Annotated in this window: 21 protein-coding genes; 12 read left to right on the top strand and 9 right to left on the bottom strand. The window is 68.3% G+C overall.

The window, feature by feature from the left end; all coding sequences use genetic code 11:
• Window positions 1–97 precede the first annotated feature (97 nt).
• Entirely contained in the window at window positions 98–637 is a 540-nt protein-coding gene (locus OKW87_RS11505) for a hypothetical protein (RefSeq protein WP_265539635.1), read from the top strand.
• A 42-nt stretch (window positions 638–679) separates the two neighbouring features.
• Here OKW87_RS11505 and OKW87_RS11500 read toward each other — a convergent pair whose 3' ends face one another.
• Both OKW87_RS11500 and OKW87_RS11495 read right to left on the bottom strand, forming a co-directional pair.
• Window positions 680–3094: a bifunctional diguanylate cyclase/phosphodiesterase gene (locus tag OKW87_RS11500; protein WP_265539633.1), complete on the bottom strand. Its 2415-nt coding sequence runs from the start codon at window positions 3092–3094 to the stop codon at window positions 680–682.
• 166 nt (window positions 3095–3260) lie between these two features.
• A complete protein-coding gene (locus OKW87_RS11495; RefSeq protein WP_265539631.1) occupies window positions 3261–4274 on the bottom strand; it encodes a polyprenyl synthetase family protein in 1014 nt (337 codons plus the stop codon).
• A 74-nt stretch (window positions 4275–4348) separates the two neighbouring features.
• Between OKW87_RS11495 and OKW87_RS11490 the strand changes: the two genes are divergently transcribed.
• The 4 genes from OKW87_RS11490 (at window position 4349) to OKW87_RS11475 (ending at window position 8521) form a co-directional block, all read left to right on the top strand.
• On the top strand, window positions 4349–4633 hold the full coding sequence (locus OKW87_RS11490; protein ID WP_265539630.1) for a chorismate mutase: 285 nt from the start codon (window positions 4349–4351) through the stop codon (window positions 4631–4633).
• Window positions 4634–4702: 69 nt separating this feature from the next.
• On the top strand, window positions 4703–5818 hold the full coding sequence (locus tag OKW87_RS11485) for a glycosidase (RefSeq protein ID WP_265539629.1): 1116 nt from the start codon (window positions 4703–4705) through the stop codon (window positions 5816–5818).
• Window positions 5819–5951: 133 nt separating this feature from the next.
• Window positions 5952–7523 carry an alpha-amylase family glycosyl hydrolase gene (locus tag OKW87_RS11480; RefSeq protein WP_265539626.1) on the top strand — a complete coding sequence of 524 codons (1572 nt, stop codon included), beginning with the start codon at window positions 5952–5954 and terminating at the stop codon, window positions 7521–7523.
• A complete protein-coding gene (locus tag OKW87_RS11475) occupies window positions 7520–8521 on the top strand; it encodes a glycosyltransferase family 4 protein (RefSeq protein WP_265539624.1) in 1002 nt (333 codons plus the stop codon). The genes OKW87_RS11480 and OKW87_RS11475 overlap by 4 nt, the downstream gene beginning before the upstream one ends.
• 202 nt (window positions 8522–8723) lie before the next feature.
• Here OKW87_RS11475 and smc read toward each other — a convergent pair whose 3' ends face one another.
• Genes smc through OKW87_RS11455 form a run of 4 tightly spaced genes read right to left on the bottom strand, consistent with a single transcriptional unit; the run spans window position 8724 to window position 14172 of the window.
• On the bottom strand, window positions 8724–12131 hold the full coding sequence (smc, locus tag OKW87_RS11470) for a chromosome segregation protein SMC (protein WP_265539622.1): 3408 nt from the start codon (window positions 12129–12131) through the stop codon (window positions 8724–8726).
• Window positions 12132–12155: 24 nt separating this feature from the next.
• Window positions 12156–12896 carry a thioredoxin domain-containing protein gene (locus OKW87_RS11465; RefSeq protein ID WP_265539621.1) on the bottom strand — a complete coding sequence of 247 codons (741 nt, stop codon included), beginning with the start codon at window positions 12894–12896 and terminating at the stop codon, window positions 12156–12158.
• Between the two features lie 23 nt (window positions 12897–12919).
• The gene (locus tag OKW87_RS11460; RefSeq protein ID WP_265539618.1) at window positions 12920–13627 is read right to left on the bottom strand and encodes a thioredoxin domain-containing protein; all 708 of its coding nucleotides are present in this window, start codon (window positions 13625–13627) and stop codon (window positions 12920–12922) included.
• Window positions 13627–14172: a DUF721 domain-containing protein gene (locus OKW87_RS11455; RefSeq protein WP_265539617.1), complete on the bottom strand. Its 546-nt coding sequence runs from the start codon at window positions 14170–14172 to the stop codon at window positions 13627–13629. Before OKW87_RS11455 ends, OKW87_RS11460 begins: the two co-directional genes overlap by 1 nt.
• Window positions 14173–14200: 28 nt before the next feature.
• Here OKW87_RS11455 and OKW87_RS11450 point away from each other — a divergent pair, with 28 nt between their 5' ends.
• From OKW87_RS11450 to nudC, 3 genes are read left to right on the top strand one after another with little or no spacing between them, the layout of a single operon-like run.
• Window positions 14201–15250, top strand: coding sequence for an A/G-specific adenine glycosylase (locus OKW87_RS11450; RefSeq protein ID WP_265539615.1), 1050 nt, complete (start codon window positions 14201–14203; stop codon window positions 15248–15250).
• Window positions 15238–16488 carry a serine hydrolase domain-containing protein gene (locus OKW87_RS11445; RefSeq protein WP_265539613.1) on the top strand — a complete coding sequence of 417 codons (1251 nt, stop codon included), beginning with the start codon at window positions 15238–15240 and terminating at the stop codon, window positions 16486–16488. Before OKW87_RS11450 ends, OKW87_RS11445 begins: the two co-directional genes overlap by 13 nt.
• Window positions 16485–17354: an NAD(+) diphosphatase gene (nudC, locus tag OKW87_RS11440; RefSeq protein WP_265539611.1), complete on the top strand. Its 870-nt coding sequence runs from the start codon at window positions 16485–16487 to the stop codon at window positions 17352–17354. Before OKW87_RS11445 ends, nudC begins: the two co-directional genes overlap by 4 nt.
• A 10-nt stretch (window positions 17355–17364) precedes the next feature.
• On the opposite strand, the gene ubiG is transcribed toward nudC, so the two are convergent.
• Complete coding sequence (ubiG, locus tag OKW87_RS11435; protein WP_265539609.1) at window positions 17365–18096, bottom strand: bifunctional 2-polyprenyl-6-hydroxyphenol methylase/3-demethylubiquinol 3-O-methyltransferase UbiG; 732 nt, start codon at window positions 18094–18096, stop codon at window positions 17365–17367.
• Between the two features lie 57 nt (window positions 18097–18153).
• Between ubiG and OKW87_RS11430 the strand changes: the two genes are divergently transcribed.
• From OKW87_RS11430 to OKW87_RS11420, 3 genes are all read left to right on the top strand, one after another.
• Window positions 18154–19404 (top strand): aspartate kinase, encoded by a 1251-nt coding sequence (locus OKW87_RS11430; RefSeq protein ID WP_265539607.1) that lies wholly within the window; start codon window positions 18154–18156, stop codon window positions 19402–19404.
• 116 nt (window positions 19405–19520) lie between these two features.
• A complete protein-coding gene (locus tag OKW87_RS11425; RefSeq protein ID WP_265539605.1) occupies window positions 19521–20303 on the top strand; it encodes a hypothetical protein in 783 nt (260 codons plus the stop codon).
• 47 nt (window positions 20304–20350) lie between these two features.
• A complete protein-coding gene (locus tag OKW87_RS11420) occupies window positions 20351–21382 on the top strand; it encodes an NAD(P)H-dependent flavin oxidoreductase (RefSeq protein WP_265539603.1) in 1032 nt (343 codons plus the stop codon).
• A gap of 13 nt (window positions 21383–21395) precedes the next feature.
• On the opposite strand, the gene OKW87_RS11415 is transcribed toward OKW87_RS11420, so the two are convergent.
• Together OKW87_RS11415 and OKW87_RS11410 are read right to left on the bottom strand one after the other, a co-directional pair.
• Window positions 21396–22352, bottom strand: coding sequence for a hypothetical protein (locus tag OKW87_RS11415; RefSeq protein WP_265539602.1), 957 nt, complete (start codon window positions 22350–22352; stop codon window positions 21396–21398).
• Window positions 22352–22693, bottom strand: coding sequence for a PadR family transcriptional regulator (locus OKW87_RS11410; RefSeq protein WP_265539600.1), 342 nt, complete (start codon window positions 22691–22693; stop codon window positions 22352–22354). The genes OKW87_RS11415 and OKW87_RS11410 overlap by 1 nt, the downstream gene beginning before the upstream one ends.
• A gap of 244 nt (window positions 22694–22937) precedes the next feature.
• Here OKW87_RS11410 and OKW87_RS11405 point away from each other — a divergent pair, with 244 nt between their 5' ends.
• A complete protein-coding gene (locus OKW87_RS11405; RefSeq protein ID WP_265539598.1) occupies window positions 22938–23543 on the top strand; it encodes a hypothetical protein in 606 nt (201 codons plus the stop codon).
• Window positions 23544–23568: the final 25 nt, after the last annotated feature.

Below are 23568 nucleotides of genomic sequence, written 5' to 3'. Positions count from 1 at the left end.
CCGCGAAAGCCAAACCCAATCTGAACGAGCCGGTTCAGCGCGGGGTGGGGAGGCAAGCGTAGAAGCCGGGCATCGCAACACCAAATGGAGCTTTGCCATGACCGACCCGATCGAAACCGCCGACACCCCCCAGCGCAAGCGCAAGCTCGGGCTGATCCTCGCCGCCGCCGCCTTGATCGGCGTGGGTGGCGCAGGCGGCGCCTATGCCGTGTCGCACAGCCGCCCCAGCGTCGCGATGGCCCCGGCCACGCCGACCGCGATCCGTGCGCTCGCCGACGACGACAGCCTCGTCACCGTGCGCGGCAAGGTGGTCGAGGAATATGGCAATCGCTTCATCCTGGCCGACGGCAGCGGCCGCGCGCTGGTCGATGCTGGGCGCGAAGGCGAGGATTCGTCGCTCGTGGCGCCCGGCCAGACCGTGACGGTCCAGGGCCGCTTCGATCGCGGCTCGATCCGCGCCGCCTTCCTGGTCAAGCCCGATGGCAAGGTCATGGCGCTGGGTCCGCTCGGCGGACCGCATCGTCGCGGCGGAGAGGGCCCGGGCCGGGGCCGCGAAGGTCACCGCGACGGACCGTCCGCACTGCCCGAGGCCGCGGTGCCTGCCCCTCCCGCTGAAGGGGTCACCAACGCGAGCTGAGCGGCGCCGCGATCGAGCCCTTTCCGCACCCGCGGGAAGGGCTCAACCCACGTTCGGTCGCTGCTGGAGTGCGTCGGCCCAGCTTGCGCGCAGGCATCGCTCCAGCATCGCCGAGGAATCCCAATTCCTTATCAGCGTGGGGATCCGCGCTCCGGCCACGGGTCGCCCGAACAGGAAACCCTGGACCATGTCGCAGCCCCGGGCGATCAGATACTCCGCCTGAAGTGCAGTCTCCACGCCCTCGGCAACCGTGTCGATTCCCATATTATGCGCCAGATCGATGACCGCGCCGACGATCGCGCTGTCTTCGGTCTCCGCGGCGGTGAGCCGTGAGACGAACGAGCGGTCGATCTTCACGGCGTCGACGGGGAATTGCTTGAGATGGCTGAGCGAGGCGTAGCCCGTCCCGAAATCGTCGAGCGCGATCCGCACGCCGGCGGCGCTCAGGGTGTGCAGCGCATGTTCGACGCGCTCGGCGAACTGCCCCATCAGCACGGTCTCGGTCACTTCCAGTTCGAGCATCGACGCGGGCAGCCCGGCAGCGTCCAGCCTGGCGAGGATGCGCTCGGCAAACCTCCCGCGCAGGAAATCGCCCGACGATCCGTTGATCGCGACTCGACCGAAGGTGCAGCCGGTATCACGCCAGCCGATCATGTCGGTCAGCACGCGGTCGAGCATCCGATCGGTCAGCTGCACCGCCAGGTCGTTATCCTCGAATGCGGCGCGGATCGACATCGGCGCCTGCAGCCCCTGCTCCTCGTCGCGCCAGCGCAGCAGCGCCTCGAAACCGGTGAGTTCGCCGGTGCGCAGGCAGACCTTGGGCTGATAGAAGGGGACGATCCGATCCTTGTTCAGCGCGTGGCGGGCATTGCCGAGCATCCGATGCGCGCGCTCGACCGCCTCGCGCATTTCGGGGCGGAAGCCGCGGATCGATCCGGGCGCCTCGGCCTTGGCCGCGTAGAGCGCAAGGTCGGCGCTCTTGAGCAAGGCGTCGGGCGTCTCGCCATCGCGCGGCGCGAGCGCGGCGCCGGCGGAAAGGCTGATTTCCACCGAACGGCCGTCGATCGAAAAGGGTGCGCCGGTACCAGCAAGCAGATCGTGCACGATCTCCAACCGCGCATGCTGCGCCGTGAGGCCGGTCAAGAGGATCGCAAATTCATCGCCGCCCAGTCGAGCCATCGTCGCGCCGGCCGGCACCCGCTCGATCACGCGCCGGGCGATCTCGCGCAGCAGGGCATCGCCGGCGGCATGGCCCATCGTATCGTTGAGTTCCTTGAAGTGATCGACGTCGAGGACGATCAGCCCCACCCAGCTGCCGTCGTCCCGCGACGCGGTCAGCGCGGTTTCGAGCCGCTTGCCGAACAGCACCCGATTGGGGAGCTGGGTCAGCGGGTCATGGTGCGCGGCCCAGCGCAGTTCCTGCTCGGCGACGACCTGGTCGTGGATATCCTCCAGATTGCCATACCATTTGACGATCTTGCCCTGCGCATCAATCCGCGGGCGCGCGCGCGCGCGGAACCAGCGGTAGCTGCCGTCGCGCAGCAGCAACCGATAGCGCCCGTCGGCCAATACGTCGTCCCCGCTTTCGATCGCCTTCCGCCAGATCGCCAGGATCGGCTCCACGTCGTCGGGATGGACATGATGCAGCCAGCCCCTGCCCAGCGCGGAGCCGGGAGTGCTTCCCACCAGCTCGCTCCAGCGGGGGCTGATCTCGACAATCTGGCCGCTGGGGTCGCTGATCCAGGGGATTTGCGGGTTTAGCTCGACCGAATAGCGATAATGTTCCTCGCTCTGGCGAAGCCGTTCGCGCTCCTCGGCCGTGATTCGAACGATGCGCTGGTCGTGCACGAGAACGCCAAGCGCGATGACCAGGATCAGCGACGCCGCGCCGACCACGATTCCCCCAACTTCGCCGAGGCCCAGCTCATGGCCGCTCGCGAGCGCGCGGCCGTCGGGGTAGATGCCGACCGCCGCCATCGCGACGAAGTGCAGGAACAACACGCCGGCGGCCAGCAGCGCGGCCGCGACGAACGGAATACCCCGATCGGGGCGATTGCGGAGCCACCAGCCGGCCAGCGCACAAAGCAGGGGCCCGCCAAGCATCGCGGCCAGCACGAGATCCATGTCATAGGTGACCCTGCCTGCAATTCGCATCGCGCTCATGTCGATGAAATGCGCCAGCAGCAGGCCCATGCCGACCAGTCCACCGCCGATCGCCGAGGGCCAGCCCGGCGCTCGCGCCGCGACCAGCCAGCCGATCGACGAGACCGTGATCGCTGCAAGCACCGAGCCCGCCGCCCGCGTGACGTCGAACCCAATCTCCACGCCGGGCGCAAAGGCGAGCATCGCGGTGAAGTGCGTCGACCAGATCGCGATCCCGGTCACGAGCCCGCCCAGCAGGAGCCAGCGCGTCTTGCGCAGGCCTTGCGATCCAAGGCCGCGGTGGACGACGGTCAAGGATGTAAGCGCACCGAAGAAGCAAAGCAGCGCGGCAAGGATGATCAATCGATGGTCATGCTCAACGGTCAGACACGTATAGACTCGGAACATGCATCGACCAGTAGGCCGCAAGTCCTAACGCATCCCTTATGGTGCGACTGCGTAACTACCCGTAATTGAAGGTCTAATAGGCGCGGGCAACCGCGAATTCGACGGCCTCGACCATCGCGTCCTTAGCGGCGCCCGGGGCGAAGCCGCCCAGCGCGTCGATCGCCCGCTGGCCGTAATGGCGCGCCCGGGCAAGCGTATCGTCCACCGCGCGGCTGGCGCGGACCAGAGCGATCGCCTCGGCGAAATCGGCGTCCGACGTGCGCAGCCCCGAAATCGCTTCCTTCCAGAAGGCGCGCGCCGCCGCGTCGCCGCGGGCATAGGCCAGGATCACCGGCAGGGTCATCTTGCCCTCGCGGAAATCGTCGCCCGCATCCTTGCCCATCTCCTCGGCCGACGAGACGTAATCGATCGCGTCGTCGACCAGCTGGAAGGCGATGCCGAGGTTACGGCCATAGGCGTCGAGCGCGGCCTCGTCGCTTTCGCCCCGCTCAGCCACCACCGCGGCAATGCGGCAGGCGGCGGCGAAGAGCGCCGCGGTCTTGGCGCCGATGATGTCGAGATAGCGTTCCTCGCTGATGTCGATCCGCCGCGCCGCGGTCAGCTGGTTGACCTCGCCCTCGGCGATCACCGCGCTGGCGTTACTCAAGATCTTGAGAACCTTCAGGCTGCCGTCCTCGACCATCAGCTCGAAGCTGCGCGAAAACAGAAAATCGCCGACCAGCACGCTCGCCGGATTGCCCCAGATGATGTTTGCGGTGCGGCGCCCGCGACGCAGGTCCGACGAATCGACGACATCGTCGTGGAGCAGGGTCGCGGTGTGGATGAACTCCACCGCAGCCGCCAGCCGGTGGTGGCGCGCGCCCGAATAGCCGAGCAATTGCGCGCTCGCGAGCGTCAGCATCGGCCGCATCCGCTTGCCGCCGCCGGCGATCAAGTGACCGGCCAGCTCGGGGATCAGCGGGATGTTCGATTGCATGCGATCGAGGATGACCGCGTTCACCAGGTTGAGGTCGTGCGCCACCAAAGCGAGCATCGGTTCAAGCGAAGGCTCGGGGCGCGAGCCCAGGCGATGGATTGAGGCGCTCATCAAGCGCGCTTTGGCGGTGACGGGCGATAAAGGCAAGGCTTGCGTGGGCGTGAAGGGCAGGCAAAGAGGGCAAGATGTCCGACGATAGGCTCGCCCGCTTCCGCCAGAGCATCGACAATATCGATGCCGCCTTGGTGTTCCTGCTCGCCGAGCGCTTCAAGGTCACCCAGGAGGTCGGGCGCTACAAGGCCGAATCGGGCCTACCGCCCGCCGATCCCGGGCGCGAGGACGCCCAGATCGCCCGGCTGCGCGCGCTGGCCAAGGATGCCGATCTCGATCCCGAATTCTCGGAGAAATTCCTGCGCTTCATCATCGACGAGGTGATCCGCCATCACGAAAAGCTGCGCGACGGGGGCTGATCCCCACCTGACGGAAGCAATGGAACGCCAGCCGCCGTTCCCCGTTCGCAGCGCAACGAAGGGGGCACCGTGTCCGACGATTATCTGATCTTCAAGCCCGACGATGTCGACCTCGCCCGTTCGCCGCTGCGCGCGTCGATCGACGAGCCCACTTACGTCCTCGGCGCCTTCAACCCCGGCCTGACCCGCCTCCCCAACGGCAACCTGTTGCTGATGGTCCGCGTCGCCGAAGCGCTGCGTGCGCCCGTCGAAGGCGATTGCGCCCGTGCGATCCGCTGGACGCCCGAGGGCTACCTCCTCGATCGCCACCCCCTCCACGGCATCGACATAAGCGACCCCCGCCAGTTCGCGCTCAAGGATCGCAACCCGCGCCTGCTCGGCCTCACCTCGCTGTCCTGGCTGCTCCCCGTCGAGATCGGCGCCGACGCCCGCGAGATCGTCGCCATCCATTACGAGAAAGCGATCGCCCCCACCGCCAGTTATCTCGACTACGGCGTCGAGGATGCCCGGATCAGCCGGATCGACGGCAGCTGGTGGATGACCGTCTGCGGTGTCTCCGCCGAACGCCACTGCACCGCGATGTACCGCTCGGAAAACGGCCTCGACTATGAACTGCTCGGAATCGTCCTCGATCACCAGAACAAGGACATGCTGCTGTTCGAAGGCAAGGTCGGCGCAAAATATATGGCGCTCACCCGTCCGCTCGGCGAAGTCTATTTCGCCTATCCCGAGCACAGCGAGTGGCTCGGCGGCCCGTCGATCAACATGGCCCAGTCGCCCGACGGACTCCACTGGAAGCCACTCGACACCCCCGGCATCCGCGCGCGGAAAGGCACGACCAGCAACCAGCGGATCGGTGGCGGCAGCCAGCCGGTGCTCACCCCCGAGGGCTGGCTGCTGCTCTACCACGGTGTCGAGAAGAAGGAATCGGTCGGCGTCTATCGCAGCTTCTGGGCGTTGCTCGACAAGGACGATCCCGCGAAGATCCTGCGCCAGGAGGATGCGGTGCCGCTGCTCGAGGCCAATCCGGCGCTCACCGCGGAGATCGCCCACCAGATGTACCTGCCGACCCCCGTGGTCTTCACCACCGGACTGGTCGATGCGGGCGATCATTATATCGTCGCGAGCGGCGAAGCCGACCTCGCCTGCCGCATCACGCACATCCCCAAGGAGCGGTTCCGGTGACCTCACGCCCCACCGTCACCCCCGCACCCTCCACCGTCATCCCCGCGAAGGCGGGGATCCAGAGCCAAGCAATGCAGTCCTTCATTACCCTGGATCCCCGCCTGCGCGGGGATGACGAACTTGGGGTGGGACAATGACCGCCCAAATATGGTGGAAGTCCGCCACCATCTATCAAATCTACCCCCGCTCCTTCCAGGACTCGAACGGCGACGGCATCGGCGATCTCAAGGGCATCGAGCAGCGCCTCCCCGAGCTCGCCGATCTCGGCATCGACGCGATCTGGATCTCCCCGATCTTCCCCAGCCCGCAGGCCGATTTCGGCTACGACGTCGCCGACTATTGCGGGATCGAACCCCAATTCGGCGCGCTCGAGGATTTCGACGCGCTCCTCGCCGCCGCGCACGCCCGCGGCCTCAAGCTCCTGCTCGATCTCGTCCCCAACCACAGCTCGGACCAGCATCCCTGGTTCCTCGAAAGCCGCGCCTCACGGGACAATCCCAAGCGCGATTGGTATATCTGGCGCGATCCCGCGCCGAATGGCGGCCCGCCGAACAATTGGATCAGCGATTTCGGCGGCTCGGCCTGGGAATATGACGAAGCCAGCGGCCAATATTATTACCACGCCTTCCTGAAGGAGCAGCCCGACCTCAACTGGCGCAATCCCGAACTGCGCGCGGCGATGCTCGACGTGCTGCGCTTCTGGTTCGCGCGCGGCGTCGACGGTTTCCGGATCGACGTGCTGTGGCACATGGTCAAGCATGCCGACTTTCCCGACAATCCCGCCAACGACGCCTGGCAGGAGGGCGAGCCCGAGTATACGACCGTCCACCAGCTCCACTCGACCGACCAGCCCGAAGTCCATGACGTCGCCGCCGAGATGCGCGCGATCGCCGATGACTATGGAGCCCGCGTCCTGATCGGCGAAATCTACCTGCCCGTGCCCCGGCTGATGACCTATTATGGCAACGAAGACCGCCCCGGCGTCCACTTGCCCTTCAACTTCCAGCTGATCGGCGCCGAATGGAATGCGCGCTCGCTTGGGGCGCTGATCGACGACTATGAAGGCGCGCTCCCCGGCGGGGGCTGGCCGAACTGGGTGCTCGGCAACCATGATCGCCCGCGCATCGCCACGCGGGTCGGCGCCTTCCAGGCGCGCATCGCCATGATGCTGCTCCTCACCCTGCGCGGCACGCCGACGCTATATTATGGCGACGAACTCGGCATCGCCGATGTCGATATCCCACCCCACCGCATCCAGGATCCGCGCGAGATCAACGAGCCCGGCATCGGCATGGGCCGCGATCCGGTGCGCACGCCGATGGCCTGGGATGCGAGCGCCAACGGAGGCTTCACCGCCGGCGACCCCTGGCTGCCGCTCCACGACGATTGGCCCAGCCGCAACGTCGCCGCCCAGCGCGATGACCCCCGGTCGATGTGGCGCCTGACCCGGCATCTCCTCGCGCTCCGCCATGCCCACCCGGCGTTGGCGCTCGGCGACTATCACGCCATCGAATGCAGCGGCGACGTCCTCGCCTACGAGCGCCGCCTGGGCGACGCCCGAATGCTCATCGTCCTCAATCTCGGCGACCGGCCCCAGGCCTTCTCGATCCCCGAATGGGCCGAGGGGCTGGCGGTGGTGGCCTCGGCGCAGGGCGGCGACGATCCGGCGATCCTGGGTCCCGACGAAGGATATATCCTCGCATGAAGATCGCGATGCTCGCCCCGATCGCCTGGCGCACCCCGCCGCGCCATTACGGTCCGTGGGAGCTGGTGACGAGCCTGCTGACCGAGGCTTTGGTCGCGCGCGGCATCGACGTCACGCTCTTTGCCACGCAGGATTCGCAGACCGCGGGCACGCTCGCGGGCGTCGTCCCGCGCGGCTATGAGGAAGATCCCGCGATCGATGCCAAGGTCTGGGAATATGCGCACCAATCGCATCTTTTCGCCCGGGCCGGCGAATTCGATCTGATCCACAACCAGGCCGATTTCCCGGCCCATGCCTATGCCTCGCTGATCGACACGCCGATGGTCACGACGATCCACGGTTTCTCGTCCGACCGCATCCTGCCGATGTACAAGCCGTTCGAGAAGCGCGTCCATTTCGTCGCGATCAGCGAGGCCGATCGTCATCCGAGCCTCGATTATGCCGCGACGATCCACCACGGCATCCGCCTCGACGAATTTCCCTTCGATCCCGCCGGCAGCGAAGACCTGCTCTTCTTCGGCCGGATGCACCCCGACAAGGGGGCCAAGGAGGCGATCCAGGTCGCCCGGGCAACCGGCCGCCGCCTCGATCTCTACGGAATCGTTCAGGATTCGGGCTATTTCGAGCGCGAGGTCCAGCCGCATCTGAACGATCGCATCGTCTATCACGGCCCCATCGGCGGCGACGCGCGGCTGAAGGCGCTGGGCGGCGCGAGGGCGCTGCTCCACCTCATCAGCTTCGACGAGCCGTTCGGCCTGTCGGTGGTCGAAGCGATGGCCTGCGGCACCCCGGTGATCGCGATTCGCCGCGGCAGCATGCCCGAACTGATCACGCCGGAAACCGGCATCCTTGTCGCCACCGCCGAAGAAGCGATCGCGGCAGTCGATGCGGTCAGCGGGATCGACCGCGCAGCGTGCCGCAAACGCGTCCAAGACCATTTCTCCGTAGAGACAATGGCCGACAACTATATCCGCCTGTACGAGCGGATTCTTTCCTAACTCCCTCTCCCTTTGGGAGAGGGAAGGGGCTCGCTTGCGGAGCAAGTGGGAAGGGTGAGGACGCGCTTGCCAAATAGGCTTTCACCTGCTGCACTGACGACCGCTCTTTGAACCGGTCGCACCTCCGCGCAACAACCCATCCCCACCCAGCAATTTTCTTCCCCAAAACACGCGAAAAGTGGGAAGCTAAGCCGCCCCAATCCTATTCCGCCGCCAACAAAGTCTCCGCCCCGCCCAGATCCACCGATACCAGCCGGCTAACCCCGCGCTCGACCATCGTCACCCCGAACAGCCGGTGCATCCGGCTCATCGTCGCGGCATTGTGGGTGACGATCAGATAGCGAGTCGCGGTCTCGCGGGTCATCACCTCCAGCAGGTCGCAGAAGCGCTCGATATTCGCGTCGTCGAGCGGCGCATCGACCTCGTCGAGCACGCAAATCGGTGCCGGATTGGTCAAAAACAGTGCAAATATCAGCGCAACCGCGGTCAAAGCCTGCTCGCCGCCCGAAAGCAGGGTCAGCGATTGCAGCCGTTTCCCGGGCGGCTGCGCCATGATCTCGAGCCCGGCCTCGAGCGGATCGTCCGAATCGACCAGCTCGAGATGCGCCGCGCCGCCGTTGAACAGGGTCGAGAATAGCCGCCGGAAATGCACGTCCACCGCCTCGAACGCTGCCAACAGCCGCTGCCGCCCCTCGCGGTTGAGCGTGCCGATCGATCCGCGCAGCCGGTTGACCGCCTGCGCCAGCTCGTCGCGCTCCTTGGCGTTGGTCGTGAACGCGGCCTCGAGTTCGGCCAGCTCGCTCTCCGCGACCAGATTGACCGGCCCGATCCGCTCGCGCTCGGCGCTCAGCCGCTCATGCGCCGATGACTCGTCCTGCGGGCTGCGGACGCTGTCCGCGGCAAAGCCGACCTTCTCGGGCAATACCGGCGCCGGACATTCGAACCGCTCGCCCGAAAGCCGCCCCATCTCGACCCGCCGCATCTCCTGATTCTCCGCCCGCGCAAGCGCCCCGGCCCGGGCCTCGCGCGCTTCCGAAAGCCCTTCATTGGCGATGCGAACCGCCGCTTCGGTCGCACGAAGCGCCGCCTCGGCATCGCGCTCGGCAGCCTGCGCCGCGGCGGATTGGGCGCGGGCGGCTTCGGTCGCAGCCTCGGCATCGGCGACCGACGCGTCGAGTTCGGCCGGCCGCCCCGCCAGCGCTTCGCTCTCCTCGGCAAGGTCCGTGGCGCGCTTGTCCATCTCGGCGCTACGCCGCGCAGCCTCGCCGGCCCGCGATTTCCAACTGCGGCTTTCGGCATTCGCCGCGGCAAGCCGCTCGCGCGCCTGCCCGATCTCGCGCTCCAGGGTCCCGCGCTCCGCACGCGCAGCGGCCGAAGCAGTGCGGCGGATCTCGGCCTCCCCCGAAAGCGCGGAAACGCGCTCGCGGGTGGCGCTTCCGTCGGGGAGCGCGGATTTGGCGGCCTCGGCGCGCGCCAGTTCGCCGCTCGCCTCGTCCTGCTCCGCGGCAATACGGCGCGCGCGCGCGTCGAGATCGGCGCGCTGCGACTCGAGCCGCTCCAGCTGCGCGGCGGCGCGATCCTCCGCCCGCCCCGCTTCGCGTCCGGCGGTGTCGGCATGGTCGAGCATGCGGCGGCAGTCGCCGGCCGCACGGCGCGCCTCCGCGATCGTCGCGTCGATCCGCGCCAGCTCGCCATCCGCCGATTCGACCGCGCGGACCGCCGCGGGCCTGGCCTGCTCGATCGCCGCCAGCCGATTGACTCGCTCGAGCCGCGCCGCCGCCGCCGCCCCGCCCGACTTGGCGACATAGCCGTCCCAGCGCCGCAGCGTCCCCGCCAGCGTCACGAGCCGCTGCCCCACCGCCAGCGGCTGGCCCTCGTCGCGCTCGGCAACGAGGATCTGCGCAAGCCGACGCGCCAGCGCCGGCGGGGCCGTGACATGCCGGCCGAGCGGCGCGGTCCCCTGCGGTGCGCCAGGATCGCCGGGCAGCGCATCCGCCCCCGCCCAATGGCGCTCGGCCCCCGCGTCCAGCCCGGCTTCGAGATCGTCGCCCAGCGCCGCCGCCAGCGCGCGTTCATAGCCCGCATCGACGCGCAGCTTGTCGAGCAGCCGGTCCTTGCCCGAGGGCCGTGTCGCCTTGGCGAGCGCCGAGGCTTCGCTGTCGAGCTGGGTGAGTTCGGCATGCGCCGCGGCACGCGCGGATTGGGCACGATCGCGCGTCTCGATCGCGCCGCGTTCGGTCGCATCGGCGCGGGCTAGCCCGCTGCGCGCCGTCTCGGCCTGGCGGAGCGCCTGGGCGCGCGCGTCGGCGGCGCGCGCCTTCTCGGCCTGCAGCGGCTCGGGGTCGCCTAGCGCCCGCCGCTCGGAAGTGATCCGGTCCTGGTCGCGCGCCGATCGCTCGACTCGCGTCCGCGCCGCGGCAAGCGCTGCCTCGGCCACGCGCGCCTCGGCAGCCTCGCTCGCTTGTGCGGCCAGCGCCTGGGCAAGCGCCACCTCTGCATCGCGCGCGGCGCGTTCCGCCTCGGCAAGCGCAGCGTCGAGCGTCGGCATCCGCGCCGTCGAATCGGCGATCCGGGCGTCCAGCGCCTTGGCCTCCGCCTCAAGCCGCGCAAGCGCCTCGGCCGCATCACGCGCCAGCGCACCTTCGCGTCCGCGATCCTCGTTTAGCCGCCGCTCGGCATCCTTCAACTCGGCGATCCGCCGCTCGACCGTCGCGCGCTCGCTGCGTAACGTGGCGAGCCGGTGCATCGCCTCGGTCGCCTGGTCGCGAACCGCCAGCGAATCGGCCCGCACCCCGGCGAGCGTCTCCGCCGCCGCCTGCTGCGCCGCCGCCGCCTGCGCATGGGCGTGGTTGCGCTCTGCAACCACCGCCTCCGCCGCCTGCGCCTCCAGCTTGGCAGCATCCGACGCGGCGGCAGCATCGCGCCAGCGCGCGAAGATCATCCGCGCCTCGGCCATGCGGATCCGATCGGACAGCTCGCGATAGCGCTCCGCCTGCCGCGCCTGCCGCTTCAACGCGGCGGCGCGCGATTCCTGGTCGCCGATCACTTCGTCGAGCCGGGTGAGGTTCGCCTCGGTCGCGCGCAATTTCTGTTCGGCATCGCGGCGGCGGACGTGGAGCCCCGCGATCCCCGCCGCTTCTTCGAGCATCGCCCGGCGTTCGGCGGGCTTGGCCGAGATGATCGAGCCGATCCGCCCCTGGCTGACCAGCGCCGGCGAATGCGCGCCGGTCGCGGCATCGGCGAAGGCGAGCGCGACGTCCTTCGCGCGCACGTCGCGACCGTTGATCCGATAGGCCGAGCCCGCCCCGCGCTCGATCCTGCGAACGACCTCGAGCTCGTCATCCTCGCCGACCTGCTCTGCGAGGATGGAGACCTCGGCGAAATCGCGCGCGGGCCGGGTCGCGGTCCCGGCGAAGATCACGTCTTCCATGCCCGCGCCGCGCATCGACTTCGCGCTATTCTCGCCCATCGCCCAGCGCAAAGCCTCGAGCAGGTTGGACTTGCCGCAGCCATTGGGGCCGACGATCCCGGTCAGCCCAGGTTCGATCCGGAGGTCGGCCGGATCGACGAAGCTCTTGAAGCCCGTCAGCCGGAGCCGCTTGATCTGCATCCCCCCGCGGCCCCCCGCGCGGTCTTAGCGGGCGCCGGCGGCCTGGAGCGCGGGCTCGACCTGCGACCAGGCGGCGGCGTCCAGCTTCTTGCCATTGAGGAAGAAGGTCGGGGTTCCACCGACCTGATGGACGTTCACGGCATCGGCATTGACCTTGGCGATCGCCTCAATCGCCTTGGGATCGGTGAGGCACTGGCGCGCCTTGGCCTCGGGTACCCCACGCTGTTTCATGAATTCGATATGACCCAGCGCCTCGGCGAAGCCTGCCGCCGCCTGGGGGGCTGGAAGTGCCTGGAGCTGCTGAAGGATTTGCGGATTGGTCTGCTGCAGCTGCTCGGTCCGGTTGTAGAAGGCTTCCTGGTTGGCGAACATCTGGTCGAGCACGGGGAAGAAGGCCTCGGTCGGCACGCACTGATTGAGCAAGGCGAGCGCGAAGTCGGGCGCGCCGTGAACCAGGAAGTCACGATATTCGTAGCTGACCTTGCCGGTCGAGATATATTTGGTGCGCAGCGGCTCCATGCCCTCGGCGGCGAAGCGGCCGCAGGTCGGGCAGCCGCGTGAGCCATATTCGATCAGCTTGATCGGCGCGTTGGGGTTGCCCAGCAGATAGCCGTCGGCGGTCTTGGTGGTCATCTCCACCCAATTCTGCCCGCTTGGCGCGGCGATCGGGGCGACCGGGGTGCTCGACGTGACGGGCAGGCTATCGTCGCCGCCGCCGCAGGCAGCAAGCGCGAGAGTGGAAACAAGGGCAAAAGCGATACGCATGGGTTCGGTCTCCAGGGAATGGGTCAGCCGCCGACGGCGCGCAGCTCGGGCAACAGCTGATCCCAGCTATATGCCCGCACGCGGCGGCCATTGACGAAGAAGGAAGGGGTGCCGGTCACGCCGGCATTGACGCCGCCGGCCTGGGTGGTGGCGATGCCGCGGATCAGCCCGGGGTCCGACAGGCATTTGCGCGCCTGAGCCTCGGGCAGCCCGCGCGCTTTCATGAAGGCGATCATGCCCAGCGCCTCGGCAAAGCGCGGCGCGGCCTGCGCCGGGGGCAGCTTCTGATAGCCCTCGATGACCGCAGGCTGGCTATCCATCATCTTGTGCAGCGGCCCGTCGAACAGCGCCTGGTTGACGAAAAGCAGGTCCAGCGTGTCGAAGAAGCGCGGCGTCGGCACGCACTGGTTGAGCAAGGCGAGCGCCAGATCGGGGGCGCCGTGGACCAGCAGGTCGCGGAATTCATAGCTGAGCTTGCCGGTGGCGATCCAGTCGCGGCGCAGCGGCTCCATCCCCTCCATCGCAAAGGCCCGGCAGGTGGGGCAGGTGCGCGCGCCATATTCGACGAGCTTGATCTGCGCGTTCGGATTGCCCTGGCGGTATCCGCCCTCGGGGGTCTTCGTGACGACCTTGACCCAGGCGGTGGCGGCGCGGCGCGGCGTCTGGGCCGCGGCGGGGCCGGCGGCCAGCAGCAAGGCAGCGGCTGCGGCAAGGGCGGCGAGGATGCGCATCAGTCGATCTTTCCGATTTTGGGCTTGGCTTCGTTGTTGGCGACCCCCGCCGCGAGCGCTTCGAGCACCTGCTTGAGCTCGGGGTCGACGATCCCGCGCAGGCTGTCGCCCATCGCCGCCGATAGCGGCTTGAGCTCGGGCGCCGGCGCGCGCTTCTCGATCCGTTTCACGTCGCCGTGGCGGATCGAAAGCCGGGCGACCGCCTGATAGCCGAAGAAGCGATTGACCCGTTCGATGATCTCGGGCGCGATATGCTGCATCATCGGCGCGTGGGCACCCGACACGAGCAGAGACAACACCCCCTCCGCGCGCTGGCCCTGCGGAAAGCGGATCGATTCGGGGGTCGAGACGCGGGCATAGCGCTCGCCGACGATCTCGGCCCAGCGGCTGACCACGGCATGCTGGACGAAGCCGAACTTACGAAAGGTCGCGCGGCCGACATCGGGGAGCATCTCCGAAACCGATCGCGCGCGGTTGGCACGCTGCGGCTCGGAACGCTCGGTCCTCGGAGTCTGGCGGGTGGTGGCGCGCGGGGGCTTCGTCATTCTGCGCTACCCATGCCATAGCCGGGGCGTGCCCGACAACGCCCCCCGCGCAATCTCCGCTTCGCTGCTCGCCTGGTATGATGTCCATGCCCGTGCCCTGCCTTGGCGCGCGGCGCCGGGCAGCAACGCGCCCGATCCGTACCGGGTCTGGCTTTCGGAGGTAATGCTCCAGCAGACCCAGGTCGCCAGCGCGAAGCCCTATTTCGAGAAGTTCGTGGCACGCTGGCCCAGTTTCGAGGCGCTGGCGGCGGCGGAGGATGCAGAGCTGATGGCCGCCTGGGCTGGGCTCGGTTATTATGCCCGCGCCCGCAACATGCTGGCCTGTGCGCGGACAGTGGCCGCACGCGGCGGCTTGCCCGACAATGAAGCGGGCTTGCGCGCTCTGCCCGGTATCGGGAGCTATACCGCCGCGGCGATCGCCGCGATTGCATTCGGGCAGCGCGCGGTGGTGGTCGATGCCAATGTCGAGCGCGTCGTCCCCCGCCTCTTCGCGCTCGCCGAGCCGCTGCCGGGCGCCCGCCCGCGCATCCGCACGCTCACCGATTCGATTACCCCCGATGCCCGCGCCGGCGATTTCGCCCAGGCGATGATGGATTTGGGCGCGACGATCTGCACCGCTCGCGCGCCCCGCTGCCTGATCTGCCCCCTCCGCGCCCAGTGCGACGGCTTTGCGAGCGGCGCGCCCGAGGCATTTCCGGTCAAGGCAGCCAAAATCCCTAAGCCGCAGCGCCACGGCACGATGTTTTGGGTCGAGCGCGACGGCCAGGTCCAGCTCGTCACTCGCCCGGCCAAGGGACTGCTCGGCGGCATGCGCGCGCTGCCGACCGGACCGTGGAGCGACACGCCCCCGGGTCTCGAAGGCGCGCCGATCGAGGCGGACTGGCGCCTGCTCGACGCGCGGGTCACGCACGGCTTCACCCATTTCAACCTCGACGTTGCACTTGCGGCTGTCACGATCACCGCGCATTCAGCCGGCGAGGGCATATGGTGGCCGATCGCCGATCTCGACTCGGCGGGGTTGCCGACGGTCTTCGCGAAGGCGGCAATGATTTTCAGGAGAGACGGATGCGCGGGTTGATCGGGTACGGGCTGGCTGCGGCCTTTGCAGTCGCGGCGCCGCAGGCGGTGGCGCAGGAAGTCCAGGCAGTTGCCGATCGCTACGCCGCCGAGCGCGTGCCCGGCATCGTCATCGCTTATGCCAAGGGCGACACCGCGCCGACGGTGCGCGCCGCCGGACGGATCGCCGCCGAGGCCGATGCGCCCAAGGCGGATATCGACAGCCTGTGGCGAGTCTATTCGATGACAAAGCCGATCACCGGCATCGCCGCGATGATCCTGGTCGAGGAAGGCAAGCTCAAACTCGACCAGCCGATCAGCGACTTCATTCCGGCTTTCAAGGAGATGAAAGTGCTGGTCGATCCCGCCAAGGATCTCACCAGTCGCCCCGCCGCGCGTCCGATCACGGTACGCCACCTGCTCACCCACAGCGCCGGGCTTGGCTACAGCATCATCACCAAGGGCCCCTTGCTCGCCGAATATAACCGCCTCGGCATCAATCCCGCCGCGGTCAATGTCGCGCTGGAGACCCAGGCGCGCCCGGCGCGCCCCGCCAGCCTCGAGGAATTCGCCAACCGTGTCGCGAGCCTGCCCCTGCTCTCCGATCCGGGGACCAAATGGAGCTACTCGATCGGGCTCGACCTGCTCGCCCGCGTGATCGAAGTCGCCGCGAAGACCCCGTTCGAAAGCTTCGTCCAGACGCGCATCTTCGCCCCCCTCAAGATGAATGCGAGCTACTGGACGGTCCCCGCCGACAAGGCCGGCATCTTCGCGACCAATTATGCCCAGATGGGCACCACGCGGGTCGCGATGGATCCGGGCGCCACCTCGGTCTGGCTCAGTCCGCCGAGCTTCCCTTATGGCGGCGCCGGGCTGGTGATGTCGGCGCGCGATTATGACCGCTTCCTCCACATGCTGGTCAACGGCGGCACGCTCGACGGCGCGCGCGTGCTCAAGTCCGAGACGGTGAAGCTGGCGATGTCGGACCTGCTGCCCGCCACGGTCGACCGTTCGACGCTGGCGCAGATGACTGCGGACAGCGGCGTAGCGATGGGCTTCGGCGCGGGCGGATCGGTCTATCTCGCGGATCGGCCCGGCGGCCCCGGCAAGGGCACCTATGGCTGGGGCGGCGCCGCCGGCACGATCGGCTGGGCCGATCCGGTGCACAAGATCCGCGGCACCGCGATGATCAACATCTTCGGCGACACCGAGCTCAAGCGCGCAGCCTCCACCGCGATCTACGCCGAACTCGCGCAGTGACGCCACCCGGCTTCACCGGCGGCACGCTCGATCGTGCCGACCGGGTCCGCCACGAGCCCGCCTTGCTCGCGGCGGCGCGGCGCGATCAGCGCGCGCGGCTGCTGGTGCTGCACGGGCTCGATCCCGAGCTGGACGAAGCCGGGCGGCTGGTCTGGACCGGGCTCGATGCGGCGCAGGGCGAATTGCTGTTCCTCGGCTTCGATGGCGAGATCCCGCGCTTCGTCTCCGCGCTGCCCGCGGGCATGACGTCACCCCCCGGCCGCTCGATGGCGCTGTTCGCGATGCTCGATCGCTTCGACCAGGCCGACGCCGCGCTCTATGCCGCTGCGCGCAGCCTGGTCGATTGGCACGCGCGGCACGGTTTCTGCGCGGTGTGCGCCGCGCCGACCGCGATCTTTCGCGCCGGCTGGGGGCGGCAATGTCCCAATTGCCATGCCGAGCATTTTCCCCGCGTCGACCCCGTCGTCATCATGATTGCCGAACATCACGGTCGCGCGCTGCTCGGCCGCCAGCCGGCCTGGCCCAAGGGGCGCTATTCGGCGCTGGCGGGCTTTCTCGAGGCCGGCGAATCGATCGAGGAGGCGGTGCGCCGCGAAATCCAGGAGGAAGCCGGGGTGCGCGTCGGCGCCGTCCGCTATGTCGCCAGCCAGCCCTGGCCCTTCCCCTCGTCGCTGATGATCGCCTGCATCGGCGAGGCGCTCGACGATGCCCTGACGATTGACGTCCACGAACTGGAGGATGCCCGCTGGTACAGCCGCGAGGATGTGCTCGCTGCGCTCGCGGGCGATCCGCGGGCGCGGTTCATCGCCCCGCCGTCTTATGCGATCGCGCACACGCTGTTGCAGGCCTGGGCCGCGGGCCGGTAGTGCGGTCGCCTCAGCCGCGTACTGCCGTGAGCAGATAGTTCAGCGCCTCGCCGGTCCCCGTCACGAACCCCCGCGCCGGCGAGAAGCCCAGCCCGGTCCGGTTCACCACCGTCAGCCCGGCATGCGCGAGCAACGCCTCAAGCTCCTCGGGCCGCAGGAACTGGTCCCAGTCGTGCGTCCCCCGCGGGATCACGCCCAGCCCCTCGCCGATCGTGATCATCGCCAGCCGTGACAGCGGCGTGCGATTGGGCGTGGACAGGATCAGCAGCCCCCCGGGCGCCAGCGCATCGGCCAGCCCGCCCACGAACGCCGCAGGCTCGGCGACATGCTCGATCACTTCCATCGACGTCACCAGGTCGAACCGCCGCCCGGCAAGATCCTCGATCCCGCCTGCGACATACTCCACCGCCAGGCCGCTCGCCGCCGCATGCGCGCGCGCCGCGCCGATATTCTCGGGCGCGGCATCCACCCCGGTTACCCGCGCCCCCAGCCGTGCGAGCGGCTCGGCCAGCAGCCCCGCGCCGCAGCCGACATCGAGCGCGGTCCGCCCGGCCAAAGGCGCAAAGGCCGTGCCGTCGTCGCCCCAATGCGCGTCCACCGCCCGGCGGATATAGCCGAGCCGCGCGGGGTTCAGCCGGTGCAGCATCGCCGAGGAACCCTTGGGATTCCACCAGTCCGCCGCCAGCCTGCCGAAATGCTCAGCTTCGCGGGGGTCAATAGTTGCTTTGTTTGCGTTCGCCATGTGCCGCTCCTATCAGGACGCCCGTTCCTTCCCAAGTCTCGGAAACAAGCAGCAGTCATGGCACGCATCGTGATGAAGTTCGGCGGCACCTCGATGGCCGGGATCGAGCGCATTCGAAGCGTGGCCGAGCGGATCAAGCGCGAGCATGACGCCGGCAACCAGGTCGCGGTCGTCGTCTCGGCGATGGCGGGGGAGACCGATCGGCTGGTCGGCTTCTGCCGCGAGGCGTCGTCGCTTTACGATCCCAAGGAATATGACGTCGTCGTCTCCGCGGGCGAACAGATCACCAGCGGGCTGCTGGCGATCGCGCTGCAGGCGATCGGGGTTCAGGCGCGCAGCTGGATGGGCTGGCAGCTGCCGATCCGCACCTCGGACGGTCATGCCTCGGCGCGAATCGCGGATATCGACACGACGGCGCTGAACGCCAGCCTGGCGAACGGCGAAGTGGCGGTGATCCCCGGTTTCCAGGGCGTCGCCGCCGGCGAGCGGGTGACGACGCTCGGCCGTGGCGGATCGGACACCTCGGCGGTGGCGATGGCGGCGGCGATGAAGGCCGATCGCTGCGACATCTATACCGACGTCGACGGCGTCTATACGACCGACCCGCGGATCGTGCCGCGCGCGCGCAAATTGAAGCGCGTGACCTATGAGGAAATGCTCGAGCTCGCCAGCGTCGGGGCCAAGGTGCTCCAGACGCGATCGGTGGGACTTGCCATGAAGGAAGGCGTCCGCGTCCAGGTGCTCTCCTCGTTCGTCGACGCCGACGGCGCGAGCGAACCCGGCACTTTGATCGTGGGCGAAGAGGAGATCGACGACATGGAACGCCAGCTCATCACCGGCATCGCCCACGACAAGAACGAAGCCAAGGTCACCCTCACCGCGGTGCCCGATTCGCCCGGCGCGGTGGCGTCGATCTTCACCCCGCTGGCTGACGCTAACATCAATGTCGACATGATCGTCCAGAATATCGCCCATTCGGCGGGTTCCACCGACGTGACCTTCACCGTGCCCACCGCCGAGCTCGCCCGCGCGCTCGACGTGCTGGAGAAGGAGCGCGCGAAGATCGGCTATCAGGAGATCGTCCACGATACGCGGGTGTCGAAGATCTCGATCGTCGGCGTCGGCATGCGCAGCCACGCCGGCGTCGCCGCGACGATGTTCAAGACGCTGGGCGAGCGCGGCATCAACATCCAGGCGATCACCACCAGCGAGATCAAGGTCTCGGTGCTGATCGAAGAGGATTATACCGAGCTGGCGGTGCGCGTGCTGCACACGGCCTATGGCCTGGATGCGGAGGATGCCGCCTGATTACGGCAGGCCTTTCGCCCGCCGACATTTTTTGGTGCCCTTGCCGCCCTTTTCCGCGGCTTTGACGCTATCAGGGATTTTCCTTCCGCCACAGCTTCGGGGCTTCACCCATTTCATTGCCCGCCGCTTTATCGTCGCTGAAGGAGCGGCTGCGCGAGAAAGGCGGGCGGCGCGGCGCCGCGTTCCTGCTGGCGCTGCTCGTCGAACTGCTGCTGGCGCTGCTGCTCCTGTTCCTTGCCCCGCCGATCGCGGGGGTCGACAAGGGGCCGATCCCGACTACCTTCGCGATCGACACCAGCGGCGACAGCGAGACCGCGGAGAAGGCCCCCGAAAAGGCGCGCGAGCGCAGCGAGTCACCTAGCGAGCCGCGTCCGACTCCGCCGAAGCCGGTCGAACCCCCGCCGCCCGCCGAAGAGCCGCCGGTCCCGCCGCCGACGCTGCCCTCCAACTTCATTCATCTCACCCGTCCCGAGTTCAAGGCCGCCGATATCACCGGCAAGGGCACCGCGCCGAGCGCCGCGCCCGCAGGCGAAGCGCTGGCCGGGGCCGCATCGGGCGGCAGCCCGGGCGACACCGCCGTGGTCGGCCGCGCGCCCAATGGCGAGCCGCTTTACGCCGCCGCCTGGTATCGCCGCCCGCGCGATGTCGAGCTCCAGCCCTATATTTCGAAGCGTGCGCGCGGCCCCGGCTGGGGGATCATCGCCTGCCGGATGGTGCCGAGCTACCGGGTCGAGGACTGCCAGGAACTGAGCGAGAGCCCGCGCGGATCGGGCTATGCGGGCTCGGTGCGCCAGGCGGCCTGGCAGTTCCGGGTGCGCCCGCCGCGGGTCGGCGGCACCGAGAAATACGGCACCTGGGTCAGCATCCGCATCACCTATGGCGACGTCGGCGACGAATAGCCTTGCTGCTTGCCCCCGGGTGCTGCGCCCGGCTAGGTCCTGCCGCCATGAACATGACAACCTCCACCGGCGCCGAGCGCCTGGCCCGCCGCATGGCGCGCGGCTGCGAATTTCTGGGCTCGGAGGTCGCAATCCTGTGCGGCGCGATGTCCTGGGTGAGCGAGCGCAACCTCGTCTCGGCGATGTCCAACGCCGGCGGCTTCGGCTTGATCGCCTGTGGGGCGATGACCCCCGAGCTGCTCGATGCCGAAATTGCGGGCACCAAGGCGCTGACCGACAAGCCGTTCGGCGTGAACCTGATCACGATGCACCCGATGCTGTTCGATCTGATCGAGGTCTGCAACAAGCATGGCGTCACCCATGTCGTCCTCGCCGGGGGCCTGCCGCCGACCGGCAGCATCGATGCGATCAAGGCCAATGGCGCCAAGTTGATCTGCTTCGCGCCCGCGCTCAGCCTCGCCAAGAAGCTGATCAAATCGGGTGTCGATGCGCTGGTGGTCGAGGGGATGGAGGCCGGCGGCCATATCGGCCCGGTCTCGACCAGCGTGCTCGCGCAGGAAATCCTCCCCGACGTCGCCGAGCAGGTCCCCGTGTTCGTGGCGGGCGGAATCGGCCGCGGCGAGGCAATCGCCGGCTATCTCGACATGGGCGCAGCCGGGGTCCAGCTCGGCACCCGCTTCGTCTGCGCGACCGAGAGCATCGCCCATCCCAACTTCAAGAAGGCCTTCATCCGCGCCTCGGCCCGGGATGCCATCGCCAGCGTCCAGATCGATCCGCGCCTGCCGGTGATCCCGGTGCGTGCGCTCAAGAACGCCTCGTCCGAGCTGTTCACCGCCAAGCAGCGCGAAGTCGCCCAGCTGCTCGATTCGGGCAAGGTCGAGATGCTCGAGGCGCAGCTGCAGATCGAACATTATTGGGCAGGCGCGCTGCGCCGCGCGGTGATCGACGGCGATGTCGACAATGGCTCGCTGATGGCGGGCCAGTCGGTCGGCATGGTCAAGAAGGAAGAACCCGTCGCCGAGATCATCGCCACGCTGATGGCCGAAGCCGCGCACGCGCTGGAAAAGCGCGCGACCTGAGACCAGGCGCGCCTCAGCTCCGCGCGCGATACAGCTGGTACAGTTCCTTTGCGCAGTGGATGACCGTCACGGCGACGGTGACGATCAATGCGATTTCGAGGCTCCGGTCCAGATGCTCCTGTATGCGCGCGGCCTTCACCCTGTCGCTCCCGATCACGCTCACGATCTGGCCCGCCTCGTGCAGGATCTTCGCGATCCACAGCGTGCCCGCTGCCCAGCCCAGGACCAGCGCGGCACGCAGCGGCGTCCATCCCGGGCGCAGGAAGGCGATCAGGTCGAGCGCGATCCGCGCGCAGACGAGCAGCGCGACGGGCCAGTATAGCCCGGCCCAGATCGGCGCGGCGGCGATGCGCAGGCCGGCTTCGTGCGGCATCACGGGGAAGGTGAAGCCGCCCGCCCACCAGATCAGAAAGGCGATGCCGAAGCAGGCCTCGAACAGCGGCTCCCAACGCTTGCGGGGCGGGAGATCGAGACGGAGCTTGCCAAGATCGGGCAGCGATTCGGGCTTCCACGCGGCGAGATAGGCGTCGAGCCAGCCAAGCCGTTCAACCACGGCGAAGGCGAGGGTAACCAGCGCGGCATTGTAGATCAGCGATTGCGCCAGTGCGTTCGCGCCATGCATCAGCGTCCGGGTGAAATCGCCTCCGACTACCAGCGCCCCGCCAGCCTGGACCAGCTCGATCACCAGGACGACCGCGAGCACGACCTTGAGCACGAACCAATAAAAGGGGAACAGCTCCACCCCGATCAACGCACGCTGATCATGATATTGGCCGGCAACCGCGAGCGGATGGCCGAACTCCTTGAGCAGCCGGCTCACTTCGTCGGAATACAGCGGCCGGCCCAGCGCCTCCGCGCGATCCTCGATCCGCGCGGCGATCAGGTCGGCCAGCTCTGCGACGATGTCGTCGGCCCGGTGCGCGGGCAGGTTCCAGCGCACTGCGCCGAGATAGCGTTCGATGAGGTCCATCACTTGTCCTTCTCGGTCAGGAGGAGAATCGATTCGGAGATCGCATTCCATTCGGCGAGCAGTTGGCCGAGCACCGCGAGCCCGATGGGGGAGAGGCGGTAGAAGCGCTTGTTGCGCTTCGCCTCTTCGCGCCATTCGCTGGTGAGCAGGCCCTGCGTCTCGAGCCGGCGGAGCAGCGGATAGAGCGCGCCTTCGTCGATCGGCAGCCCGGCCTCCTCGAGGCTGGTGCGCAGCGTATAGCCGTAGCGCTCCTCGCGCAGCGCCCCGAGCACCCCCAGAACCAGCGATCCGCGCCGCAGCTCCACGCGGAGTTTCTCGAAAAGATCGTCTTCGATGGGCACAGGCCATGTCTCGCATAGTGTGTTACATACACTGTATGACATACAGTAAAATAACGCGCAAGTGCCACGGGGGGAGCGCCACGCTTAACCCGATCTTCACCACATCCGGCGAAATCTGGCGCGGCCGGGGGGCGATATGAGGATCGAGTGCATGTTGCGTCGGCAATTTGGCCTGTGGCCGCTTCCCTTGTTGGCTCTGGCTGCCGGCTGTGCACAGCGTCCCGCGCCGACCGTTGCCGCGCCAATGCCGCCGCCCGCACCGATCGTCGCCGCGCCGATGCCGCGCCCGCCAGCCAGCGCCGCGACAAGCTTGACGTTGCCCCCGCGCCTGCCCGACGGCAGCTATGCCACCCCCAATCGCGATCTGACCGGCGCCGCTGCGATCTGGCATGTCCGCGCGGCGCTCAATGTCGCTGCGCTGGGCTGCGCCGGCGGCACGCTCGCGCCTGCGTACAACCAGTTGCTGAAGGCGCAGCGCACGGGCCTCGCCGCCGCGCATCGCAGCCTCACCAGTCAATATGGCGGCCCCGCGCCGTTCGACGTCGCGATGACGCGGATCTACAATTACTTCTCCCAGCCGCCCGCCCAGTCCGGCTTCTGCGCCGTCGCGGCGCCCCTGCTCGCCGAAGCGGTGGCAACGCCAACCGACGCCTTCGCGACCTTCGCGGTGGGGGCGCTGCAGCGGCTCGATCGGCCTTTCGTCGACTTCTATACAGCGTATGACCGCTATCGCAGCGATCTTGCCGCATGGCACGCAGGCGATGCCCAGCCGCACCTGACGGTCGACACAGCGGTGTTGCGCACCGATCCGGACACAGGCAGCCGTCCGACTCGCCTCGCCGGGCGCTGACACCGAATGGATGCGCGCCCGCCAT

It is taken from the genome of Sphingomonas sp. M1-B02 (genome assembly GCF_026167525.1).
Lineage (GTDB): Bacteria > Pseudomonadota > Alphaproteobacteria > Sphingomonadales > Sphingomonadaceae > Sphingomonas.
Note: the sequence above shows the minus strand (reverse complement) of the source record. Positions and strands in the feature narration are given on the sequence as shown.

Bases quoted from the DNA above. Each gene is read 5' to 3' on its own strand.
- OKW87_RS11505 (WP_265539635.1), top strand. From the start codon at position 98: ATGACCGACCCGATCGAAACCGCCGACACCCCCCAGCGCAAGCGCAAG.
- OKW87_RS11495 (WP_265539631.1), bottom strand. From the start codon at position 4,274: ATGAGCGCCTCAATCCATCGCCTGGGCTCGCGCCCCGAGCCTTCGCTT.
- OKW87_RS11490 (WP_265539630.1), top strand. From the start codon at position 4,349: ATGTCCGACGATAGGCTCGCCCGCTTCCGCCAGAGCATCGACAATATC.
- OKW87_RS11480 (WP_265539626.1), top strand. From the start codon at position 5,952: ATGACCGCCCAAATATGGTGGAAGTCCGCCACCATCTATCAAATCTAC.
- OKW87_RS11475 (WP_265539624.1), top strand. From the start codon at position 7,520: ATGAAGATCGCGATGCTCGCCCCGATCGCCTGGCGCACCCCGCCGCGC.
- smc (WP_265539622.1), bottom strand. From the start codon at position 12,131: ATGCAGATCAAGCGGCTCCGGCTGACGGGCTTCAAGAGCTTCGTCGAT.
- OKW87_RS11465 (WP_265539621.1), bottom strand. From the start codon at position 12,896: ATGCGTATCGCTTTTGCCCTTGTTTCCACTCTCGCGCTTGCTGCCTGC.
- OKW87_RS11460 (WP_265539618.1), bottom strand. From the start codon at position 13,627: ATGCGCATCCTCGCCGCCCTTGCCGCAGCCGCTGCCTTGCTGCTGGCC.
- OKW87_RS11455 (WP_265539617.1), bottom strand. From the start codon at position 14,172: ATGACGAAGCCCCCGCGCGCCACCACCCGCCAGACTCCGAGGACCGAG.
- OKW87_RS11445 (WP_265539613.1), top strand. From the start codon at position 15,238: ATGCGCGGGTTGATCGGGTACGGGCTGGCTGCGGCCTTTGCAGTCGCG.
- ubiG (WP_265539609.1), bottom strand. From the start codon at position 18,096: ATGGCGAACGCAAACAAAGCAACTATTGACCCCCGCGAAGCTGAGCAT.
- OKW87_RS11430 (WP_265539607.1), top strand. From the start codon at position 18,154: ATGGCACGCATCGTGATGAAGTTCGGCGGCACCTCGATGGCCGGGATC.
- OKW87_RS11420 (WP_265539603.1), top strand. From the start codon at position 20,351: ATGAACATGACAACCTCCACCGGCGCCGAGCGCCTGGCCCGCCGCATG.
- OKW87_RS11415 (WP_265539602.1), bottom strand. From the start codon at position 22,352: ATGGACCTCATCGAACGCTATCTCGGCGCAGTGCGCTGGAACCTGCCC.
- OKW87_RS11405 (WP_265539598.1), top strand. From the start codon at position 22,938: ATGCCGCCGCCCGCACCGATCGTCGCCGCGCCGATGCCGCGCCCGCCA.